This is a genomic window from Planktosalinus sp., assembly GCF_059864935.1.
This window is the reverse complement of the sequence record NZ_JCBCCK010000090.1, coordinates 1-9,165: the sequence shown is the minus strand read 5'-3', so window position 1 is coordinate 9,165 and position 9,165 is coordinate 1. Positions and strand designations below refer to the sequence as shown.

Here is a 9,165-nt window from a genome sequence, read left to right as displayed (position 1 = left end):
CCCCTCTTTTTAGAGGGGAGGTTTATTTTTCTAATATATGCAAATACTCAAAAGTAGCATCTGCTTTGTGGTTTCTGTTTTCGGTTTTGTCGGCTTTAAAGCGTTGGTATTTTTTTGTTATTAAGGTGTATTTCCCATAGCGTTTCAAGATGGTTTTTACTTCTTCTTCGGTCATTAAGCCTTCATTGTTGTAACTTAAAAACACATATTGAAATTGAGCATTTTTAATGAGCTCTTCAAATGATTTGGCGACTTCTCCTTTACGGCAATAATTGCTTTTTTCATAGCTGCGCAATCCGGTTTTGCCTTGTGGCACAAAGGTATCATATTTTGCGATGGTATTCAAGAGATGATAATTAGCCCCATATTGCCGGGCATTGTAAGGCGGGTCGAGATACAAAACATCACCACTGATTTTTTTTATCAGCGTGTTGGAATCTTCCTTAAAAACCTGATGTGAATTCTCCGTCACATCAAAACGGGCGGGCTCAAGAAGTAGTGTTTTTGCTGCAGATTTTTTAATGTGTTTTAAATAGGCACCATAAACCGAAGCTGTATTGGCCACCTTGTCTGCACTTTTGATAAGCGATGCCAACAGGAAATAATACATATTGGAATTGATGATATTTGAAGATTTTAATTCCTCGATACGTGTTCGGATGGAATCTATTTTTTGGCCGTTTTCCATTGAAAAATAAAGCCGCCCGGCGGAACCTCCTTCGCTGTAATTCTCAAAAATAAATCCTTTTTTTCCGGGAAGTTGATTCAGTTCTTCAATTATTGATTGATAATCCAAAGGCAAATGATTGCCAATGTAATTTTGAAGCAACACATAGCTGTAAAACTCAATATCATTGGCGATGACTTGTTTCACCAGCGGTTTGAAATTTCTGCCCACGGCCCCGGTGCCGGCAAAAAGGTCGCAGAAAACAATTTCATCAAGTGGGTTTTTTACCACTTGCGAGATATTTTCAAGTATCCATGGGTTGAGTTTGTGTTTGGAACCGATGTAATTCATTGAGTCACCCAGATAATGTCTGAAAGGGCTTTTTTATTGTTGGGAAAATTTAGTTCAGTCAACTGACTTTCGCCAAAATTAGCAACATATTCTGAAATGGCGTTGTGAAGCAGGGAAATTTCTGCTTTTAGTTTCCAATGATTACCGTCTTCTTTGTAAACAACCATAAAAAGACGGTTGGCAAAATGTTGGCGTTGCTGTTTGCTCTGCTCTTCATAAAACCAATAGAGGAGTTGCTCTTTATTGGCTTTCGCGAAAGCGAAATCTTTTCCAAAACCTTTCGGAAAAATGGAAGTTTTATGGTCAAACGGAATTTTGTTGATGGAAAAATCTACAAGTTTGTCTATAGAACTTTCAGCCGGAATTACTCCCGGAAGCGAACAAAAAATCTCCTCCACCGCCACCGAGCTCCAAAAGTTGTACCAGCGGTTAATGGTGTAATAAAACGCCTCTTCCTTGTTAAGGTTTTCATTTTTGACAAGTTGTGCAGTTGCTGAAATGAGGGCATCCCAATCAAGTATTTTATAGATAAAATTGGTGTATTGGTCCCAGCGGTCGTTTTGTTTGCGCAGCCATTTGTATTTGTAAGCCCAGCGCTTTTTTAACTGATTTTCTATGTTCAACAGCCTGTTGTTCATCACAAAAAGAAAATGGCAAATGGCATGAACAAAAACACCCATAACAGGATTTCTTTGAAGGTTTTATCTTCGGGAATTTCTATAAAATTAGTCGCAAACACAGCAAGCGGAAACGATAGATATATTAATTCAGAACCGTTTTTCTGTGGTGAAAACACCGGAATAAGCATGGCTGTCAATAACCCAAAAAGAATGAGTCGGGTAGATCTGATGTTTTTTTTGCTGCGCTGATTGATATTCGTATAAAAACTTCCCGTCATCCAAAGAATAAGTGCCAGCAGAAATGACAAAGGCATTAGAACTGAAAGTGTGTTGTAGTATGAAAAATCAAAACCGCTGCTGCCCACCCAGTCCAGCGGAAGGTAAAAAGCATTTTGAAAATATAGTGTAAACACATTGCTCAACATAATCACTACACCAAAACTCACTAAAGGAATAAAGTAGTGTTTGTAATTATCGCCCGATTCGAATATAATGTTCATATAAAGAATAAGAATAAATGCAAAAGCCCAAAAGTCAAAACAGGAAGCAACTGCAATCCATAGTGCGGCGTCAAAAATTTTCTTTTGGATATCTTTTTTGGTTTTAAGACTGATGATTCTCCGCAAGGCAAGGAGTATAAAAAAGTGTGCAATAAAAACATCGGGTCTTAAAAAAGTGTCGGGAAACACCGTGCAAAAAGCGGCAAAGAAAAAAATAACGAAAGTATTTTTTCTGGTGAGGTCATTTTTTCTGGTGATGAAATCTGCCAAAAGCATTGAAAACACAAATAAAACAAGAAGCACAACCTGAATGAAAAAATCTGTGATTGATAAAAAGAAGCTCCCTGACCTCAAACCGTAAGCCAAAAACACGAGCACCATAAAAACAGCAACCAGAAGGTAGTTAACGGGCTTTGATTTACTAAAAAAGCTGGTGAGCATAGAGTTGGGTTTGGTTTTTTGTGTGAAATATTATAGTTGTTGCATTCTCAATATTCATTTTATTGCCGTGATTGTGTATATTTGCAACAAGAAAATTTGACACATTTATTATCTACGTAAATATAAGAACTTATGAGTTTTAGAGCGTTTTTTGAAGGAATTGAATCAGTCACTGAAGCCATTTTAATAAACCCATTTGATGGAATTCGCGAACTTGAATTGTCCAATTGGTTTATTGCCAATGGTTTAAACTGGATTTTTCTAATCATTGGTTTAGTGGCGTTTTTTTACTGGATGAAAGAACTTAAAAATTATGACGAAGCCGGGACAGAAGATAAAACTTCAACTTCTCACACGTATTTAGGTTAACCCTCCCCGCTTCGTCGCTAAAGCTTTGAAGCGTAAGCGACCTAACCCCCTCCATACTTCGACTTCGCTCAGTAACCGGAGGGGGAAAGTTTCCTTAATCTATAAGTCGAACCCGATATCCCTTCTAAAATATTTCCTGTCAAAGTTGATGATCTCAGCATTTTGATAGGATTTTTTTATGGCTTTTTGCCAGTCCTCGTCAAGTGTCGTTATGGCAATGACCCGTCCTCCATTTGTAACAATTTTTCCTGCTTTAACTGTTGTTCCTGCGTGAAAAATGATGGAGCCTTCCGTATTTTCGATTCCTGTAATTTCCTTGTCCTTTTCATAGCCTTCGGGATAGCCGCCTGAAACCAGCATCACTGTTGTTGCTGCTCTTGCGTCAATTTCAAGAGTGACTTTATCAAGTTCTTTTTCATAAGCTGCCTTAAGCAATTCTGCAAGGTCGCTTTTTATTCTGGGGAGTACTACTTCGGTTTCGGGATCGCCCATTCGCACGTTGTATTCAATCACATAAGGTTCGTCATCTACTTTAATCAACCCGATAAATACAAAGCCTTTGTAATTCATCTGTCTCTTTTGGATGCCTTCAATGGTGGGTTTTACGATTTTCTCCTCAATCTTTTTCATCAAGACCTCATCGGCAAAAGGGACAGGCGAAACTGCTCCCATTCCTCCGGTATTTAGACCGGTATCACCCTCACCGATGCGTTTGTAATCTTTGGCTGTGGGTAATATTTTATAGTTTTTCCCATCGGTCAACACAAAAACTGAAAGTTCAATTCCTTTTAAAAACTGCTCAATAACCACGGTTTTACTTGCTGCTCCAAACTTTTCTTCAACCAGCATATGCTGTAGCTCTGCTTTGGCATCATTGGCGTTATTGTGAATAACAACCCCTTTCCCTGCAGCAAGACCATCTGCTTTTAGAACATAAGGCGGTGGCGTGCTTTCAATATATTGTAGGCCTTTGATGATTTCGTTTTTGGTAAAGCTTTGATAGGTAGCGGTGGGGATATTGAATTCCTTCATAAACACCTTGGCAAATTCTTTACTTCCTTCCAGTTTTGCCGCTTCCATTGAAGGGCCGATGATCATTGTGTTTTTTAGTTCCTCGTCATTTTGAAAAAAATCAACTATTCCATTTACAAGCGGGTCTTCAGGGCCAACAACCACCATTTCCACTTGATTTTTCAGAACAAAACTTTTAATTTTTTCAAAGTCGTTTACTCCAATGGCGACATTTTCAGCCAATTGTGCCGTGCCCGCATTTCCGGGAGCCACATACAGTTTGCTGCAAAGCGAACTTTCAGCCAGTTGATGTGCAAATGCGTGTTCTCTGCCTCCAGAACCTAAAATCAGTATGTTCATCGTGATATTTTTAAAGTTGGTATTGTGACTTCAAAAATAATTGTTTGTAACTTGTCCTACTAATTTTTTAGGGTGAATTTGTTTGATTTCACATTGCGTTTCAAAGGATTTCCTATCGGGGAAGCAACACGTCATTTGAATGACCTCCAGTCTCTTTCTGATGATGCCTTTGCCGAATACTTGGAGAATCAAAAAAAGGAAATCGTCCAGTTTCATCTTAAAAACAACGCGTTTTATGCCGGATTGGATCAAGGAATAAACCCTACCGACTGGAACTCAATTCCTGTGTTAACCAAAGGTGATTTGCAACAACCGCTAGAAAATAGACTTTCAAAAGGGTTTTCAAAAAAAAGAGTTTATGTCAATAAAACCTCAGGTTCCGGCGGGCACCCTTTTATTTTTGCCAAAGACAAGTTTACACATGCGCTTACCTGGGCAATGATTCAAAATAGATTTGCTTGGCACGGAATTGATTTAAAACGTTCACTTCAAGCGCGATTTTATGGAATCCCGCTGGATTTTTTTGGCTATCAAAAAGAACGTTTGAAAGATTTGTTAAGTAACAGGTACCGGTTTCCCATTTTTGATCTTTCAGACGAAAAGCTGGAGCGGTTTTTTCATAAGTTTACAAAAACCCCTTTTGAATATATCAATGGCTATACAAGTTCGATTGTGTTATTTGCGAAATTTCTTAAACATAAAAATGTTGTTTTGAAAGATGTATGCCCCACCTTGAAAGTGTGCATGGTCACTTCTGAAATGTTGTTTGAAACCGATAAAAAACTGCTTGAAACCTGGTTGGGTGTGCCGATTGTCAATGAATATGGAGCCTCAGAGCTGGATTTAATTGCATATACAGATACAAATGATGAATTTATAGTAAACTCTGAAACCCTTTTTGTTGAAATTCTGGACGAAAACAACCTTCCGGTTCCCTTGGGTGAAGAAGGCAAGATTGTCATCACTTCGCTTTACAACAAGGCGCATCCATTTATCAGATATGATATAGGCGATTGGGGAAGTTTTTCTGAAACAGGGACAGCCCAAAAACCGATTTTAAAATCACTTATCGGAAGATCCAACGATGTGGCTTTTCTCCCAAATGGCAAAAAGGTGCCGGGGCTTACTTTCTATTACGTTACCAAAAGCATTATAGAAGACAAAAGCAATGTCACTGAATTTGTAGTTGTACAAACCAAAGCTGATGCTTTTGAAATTACCTATATTTCCCGTATTCCGTTAAGCGAAAAGGAAAAAGGCGAAATTGAAACCGCCCTTGAGACCTATCTGGGAACGGGTTTGAAACTTACATTGAATCGAGTTGAAACTTTGGACAGGAGTCGCAGGGGCAAGTTGAAGCAATTTGAATCCTTAGTTAGTAACTGATTTTCGTTGTTTGGCCTTTACAAAAAAATGTTCCCAAAAAAACACAAACATCATCAGGCAGCTTTTTGGTTTATTATACCCTAATATTTGATTGTACACGGCAAAATTATACCTAATTAATGCCCATTTATTTTGTGAAATTGAACTCTTTCTAATGCGGTAAATTGCCAGCGGCTCTTTGATGCCCAATGCGGTTTTCTCACTTTTTAAAATTTTTAGCCAAAGTCCCCAGTCCTGTCTTTTCCTGATTTCGGGGGAATAGATTTTGCCCAAAACCTCAGCATTGTATATTCCTGTTAAATTACCAATATAGTTTGATTTCAAAAGTTTTCTAAACGACAGTTGCGGAAGTGCTTCAATCATTTTGCCAAGTTGATTGCCTTGTTCATCCATTAACAAATAGCTTGAAAAACAAAGGTTGGTTTTGTGTTTTTGCATAAAATCCAACTGCGTTTCCAGCTTGTGTGGCAACCACACATCATCTGCATCAAGAAAGGCAATGTATTTGCCTTTTGCACTTTGAGTTCCAATATTTCTGGCTACTCCTATACCGGAATTTTTATTAAGGTTTATAAGCTGAATCCGGCTGTCTGTCGCGCAATATTTTTCAGCAATGTCCTGAGAATGGTCTGTAGAAAAGTCATTGACCAAAAAAAGCTCCCAATTTGGAAAAGTTTGCTTTATGACAGATTGAATGGTTTCCTCCAGAAATTTTTCAGAATTATAAAAAGGAGTAATCACGGAAACTGTTGAAGCCTCTTTCATTCTAATATGCTTTGTCTTCCCCTTTTAAGGCGTTATAAACAGTTTGGAATACAATTTTAAGGTCAAGGAGCAGCGACCAGTTTTCGAGATAGAAAATATCAAGGCGCACACGGTTGATGATGTCATCATCAGTTTCTACTTCGCCGCGATAACCACTCACCTGTGCAAGACCGGTAATTCCCGGCTTGATAAAGTGGCGCACCATAAATTTGTCTATTCGCTCTGCATACATATGGGTGTGACTTACCATATGTGGACGAGGACCCACAACTGACATGTCGCCTTTAAGCACATTGATGAATTGGGGTAATTCATCTATACTGGTTTTTCGCAAAAACCTTCCCATCCGGGTAATTCTCTCGTCACCTTTAGTTACCTGATATAAATCGGCAACCGGATTGGGTTTCATGGAGCGGAATTTATAACAGAAAAACTCTTCATAATCCAAACCATTTCGCTTTTGCTTAAAAAAGACCGGCCCTTTTGAATCGAGTTTTATCAAAACCGCCAAAATGGGGGTTAACCAAGATAAGACCCCAACGATAACAAAGAGCGAAATGAAAATATCAAAAATACGTTTGATAAATAAATTGAAAGGTTCCTGAATGGGAATTTTTCTCAATGAAAGAATAGGCAAATACCCATAATAGTCAAACTCCAGTTTTTTGGTGTAAATTTCCTTGTTATCAGGAAGGAACTTAAGAATTTTGAGGTTATTATCTGCAAAATCAATAAGCATCAGGATTTCTTTGTTGGTCAACTCGGCCACGGAGGAATAAATTTCATCCACTTCATTTTTTTGAATGTATTCGAAACAATCTTCAATACCCTCCTTTTCATTGCTCCTCAGGTCAAATACCTTTTGCAACTGGTATCCGTATTCAGGATTGTCTTTAAAAAATTTTTCGAGTTGTTCGGTTTTTTTGTTTTTGCCAATGATTACCGTGTTCCTGTAGTTACCCCCCAAAACAGTCCGGTATTTTTTAAGTAGATAGTATATAGTAAGTTTTGAGGCAGTAATCAGCAAAAAAGTGTAAATCACATATTTGAAAACCGTGTTTGGATGAATACTGAACTGATTGTAAAACCCAAAAAAGGCAAAAACCACCAAGACAAACAACACCATTTGTTTTCCAAGAAGGGAAAATATTTTAACTACTTGGGTGAATCGGTAAATTTCATAGAAATTAGATTTCAAAGACATAAATATCCAAACGGCGGAAATAAAAAAAAGGAATTTGAAATTAAGTTCAAAATTAAAGAAAAGATAATAGGCCATAGCATGAATAATCGTCAAGTCGATGGCGTATGAAATGGGTCTTAGATACCCCGAATATCTTCCTCTTTTAAAAAACATTATTTTCTGATGTGCTTGGAAAAGTCTTTATGCTCGCTTTTCTCGAGCTCTTCTTTTGACAATCCTTTGAAATATTCATAGGTGTGTTTCATGCCTTTTGCTCTGGAAACTTTGGGCTCCCAGCCCAGAATTTGTTTGGCCTTTGAAATATCCGGTTGCCGTTGCATAGGGTCGTCCTGTGGCAAGGGTTTACAAATAATTTTCTGTTTTGTCCCCGTAAGTTTTATGATTTCTTCTGCAAACTCAAGTATGGTGATTTCATCAGGATTTCCAATGTTTACAGGGTCTGAATAGTCGCTTAAAAGAAGCCTGTAAAGTCCTTCTACCTGATCGTCTACATAACAGAAAGAACGTGTTTGGCTACCGTCGCCAAAAACAGTTAAATCTTCGCCCCGCAATGCCTGACCGATAAAAGCCGGAATCACCCTCCCGTCATTGAGCCTCATTCGTGGCCCGTAAGTATTAAATATTCTGGCGATTCGTGTTTCCAAACCGTGATAACGGTGATAAGCCATGGTGATGGACTCCTGAAAACGTTTGGCTTCGTCATAAACCCCTCTTGGGCCAATGGTGTTTACATTGCCATAATATTCCTCTGATTGAGGGTGTACTTCCGGATCTCCATACACTTCAGAAGTGGAAGCAATAAGTATTCTTGCGTTTTTTTCTTTGGCCAATCCCAACAAATTGTGTGTGCCCAAGGAACCTACTTTTAATGTTTGAATAGGAATTTTTAGATAATCAATCGGGCTGGCAGGTGAAGCAAAATGAAGAATATAATCGAGTTTGCCTGGAACATGAACAAACTTAGTCACATCGTGATGGTAAAACTCAAATTCAGGCAATTTAAACAAGTGTTCAATGTTTTTTAAATCGCCGGTTATGAGGTTGTCAACGCCAATGACGTGATACCCTTCTTTGATAAACCTGTCACATAAATGAGACCCTAAAAAGCCGGCAGCTCCCGTGATTAACACATTCCCGCGACGGCGGGAATCTCGTTCTTCAGTTTGGTTATTGTTCATCTTTGTTCAATACTTTAGCCTTATTTGAAAGATTTTATGTATTAAAACTTTCTCAATAATATATATTTTCATTTACAAGACTCCCACTTTCGTGGGAGTTTAGGGTCGCCCGACAGAATAATAGTCAAATCCTTGTTCTTTAACTTCATTGACTTCATAAAGATTTCTCCCATCAAATATTACAGGATTGTTTAATGCCTGTTTTATTTTCCCAAAATCCGGTGTCCTGAAAATGCTCCATTCGGTACAAATAACCAAAGCATCTGCTCCTTCAAGGGCTTTGTACATAGATGCTGCAAAATCAATTTGGTTG

General features: G+C 38.2%; 10 protein-coding genes. 2 read left to right on the top strand and 8 right to left on the bottom strand.

Annotation, left to right across the window (positions count from 1 at the left end; translation table 11 throughout):
• Positions 1 to 22 precede the first annotated feature (22 nt).
• From AC6F75_RS04095 to AC6F75_RS04085, 3 genes are read right to left on the bottom strand one after another with little or no spacing between them, the layout of a single operon-like run.
• Complete coding sequence (locus AC6F75_RS04095; RefSeq protein ID WP_500713674.1) at positions 23 to 1,018, bottom strand: DNA adenine methylase; 996 nt, start codon at positions 1,016 to 1,018, stop codon at positions 23 to 25.
• The gene (locus tag AC6F75_RS04090) at positions 1,015 to 1,698 is read right to left on the bottom strand and encodes a hypothetical protein (RefSeq protein WP_500713673.1); all 684 of its coding nucleotides are present in this window, start codon (positions 1,696 to 1,698) and stop codon (positions 1,015 to 1,017) included. The genes AC6F75_RS04095 and AC6F75_RS04090 overlap by 4 nt, the downstream gene beginning before the upstream one ends.
• Positions 1,656 to 2,579, bottom strand: coding sequence for a DUF6427 family protein (locus AC6F75_RS04085; protein WP_500713672.1), 924 nt, complete (start codon positions 2,577 to 2,579; stop codon positions 1,656 to 1,658). The genes AC6F75_RS04090 and AC6F75_RS04085 overlap by 43 nt, the downstream gene beginning before the upstream one ends.
• A gap of 132 nt (positions 2,580 to 2,711) precedes the next feature.
• On the opposite strand from AC6F75_RS04085, the gene AC6F75_RS04080 reads away from it, so the two are divergent.
• A complete protein-coding gene (locus AC6F75_RS04080; RefSeq protein WP_500713671.1) occupies positions 2,712 to 2,948 on the top strand; it encodes a DUF6341 family protein in 237 nt (78 codons plus the stop codon).
• Between the two features lie 99 nt (positions 2,949 to 3,047).
• Here the strand turns inward: AC6F75_RS04080 and purD are convergent, their stop codons facing one another.
• Positions 3,048 to 4,319: a phosphoribosylamine--glycine ligase gene (purD, locus tag AC6F75_RS04075; RefSeq protein WP_500713670.1), complete on the bottom strand. Its 1,272-nt coding sequence runs from the start codon at positions 4,317 to 4,319 to the stop codon at positions 3,048 to 3,050.
• Positions 4,320 to 4,391: 72 nt separating this feature from the next.
• Between purD and AC6F75_RS04070 the strand changes: the two genes are divergently transcribed.
• The gene (locus tag AC6F75_RS04070) at positions 4,392 to 5,705 is read left to right on the top strand and encodes a phenylacetate--CoA ligase family protein (protein WP_500713669.1); all 1,314 of its coding nucleotides are present in this window, start codon (positions 4,392 to 4,394) and stop codon (positions 5,703 to 5,705) included.
• Here the strand turns inward: AC6F75_RS04070 and AC6F75_RS04065 are convergent.
• The 4 genes from AC6F75_RS04065 to AC6F75_RS04050 all read right to left on the bottom strand — a co-directional run.
• Positions 5,691 to 6,470: a glycosyltransferase gene (locus AC6F75_RS04065; protein WP_500713668.1), complete on the bottom strand. Its 780-nt coding sequence runs from the start codon at positions 6,468 to 6,470 to the stop codon at positions 5,691 to 5,693. The two genes, AC6F75_RS04070 and AC6F75_RS04065, sit on opposite strands and share 15 nt — an antisense overlap.
• 1 nt (position 6,471) lies before the next feature.
• Positions 6,472 to 7,827: an undecaprenyl-phosphate glucose phosphotransferase gene (locus tag AC6F75_RS04060; RefSeq protein WP_500713667.1), complete on the bottom strand. Its 1,356-nt coding sequence runs from the start codon at positions 7,825 to 7,827 to the stop codon at positions 6,472 to 6,474.
• Positions 7,827 to 8,852: a GDP-mannose 4,6-dehydratase gene (locus tag AC6F75_RS04055; protein WP_500713666.1), complete on the bottom strand. Its 1,026-nt coding sequence runs from the start codon at positions 8,850 to 8,852 to the stop codon at positions 7,827 to 7,829. Before AC6F75_RS04055 ends, AC6F75_RS04060 begins: the two co-directional genes overlap by 1 nt.
• A gap of 99 nt (positions 8,853 to 8,951) precedes the next feature.
• The coding region (locus tag AC6F75_RS04050; RefSeq protein ID WP_500713665.1) for a UDP binding domain-containing protein at positions 8,952 to 9,165 on the bottom strand (214 nt) is incomplete at its 5' end.

What these genes read in the sequence shown, in the direction of transcription:
- AC6F75_RS04095 (WP_500713674.1), bottom strand. Translation starts at nt 1,018, where the DNA reads ATGAATTACATCGGTTCCAAACACAAACTCAACCCATGGATACTTGAA.
- AC6F75_RS04090 (WP_500713673.1), bottom strand. Translation starts at nt 1,698, where the DNA reads ATGGGTGTTTTTGTTCATGCCATTTGCCATTTTCTTTTTGTGATGAAC.
- AC6F75_RS04085 (WP_500713672.1), bottom strand. Translation starts at nt 2,579, where the DNA reads ATGCTCACCAGCTTTTTTAGTAAATCAAAGCCCGTTAACTACCTTCTG.
- AC6F75_RS04080 (WP_500713671.1), top strand. Translation starts at nt 2,712, where the DNA reads ATGAGTTTTAGAGCGTTTTTTGAAGGAATTGAATCAGTCACTGAAGCC.
- purD (WP_500713670.1), bottom strand. Translation starts at nt 4,319, where the DNA reads ATGAACATACTGATTTTAGGTTCTGGAGGCAGAGAACACGCATTTGCA.
- AC6F75_RS04065 (WP_500713668.1), bottom strand. Translation starts at nt 6,470, where the DNA reads ATGAAAGAGGCTTCAACAGTTTCCGTGATTACTCCTTTTTATAATTCT.
- AC6F75_RS04060 (WP_500713667.1), bottom strand. Translation starts at nt 7,827, where the DNA reads ATGTTTTTTAAAAGAGGAAGATATTCGGGGTATCTAAGACCCATTTCA.
- AC6F75_RS04055 (WP_500713666.1), bottom strand. Translation starts at nt 8,852, where the DNA reads ATGAACAATAACCAAACTGAAGAACGAGATTCCCGCCGTCGCGGGAAT.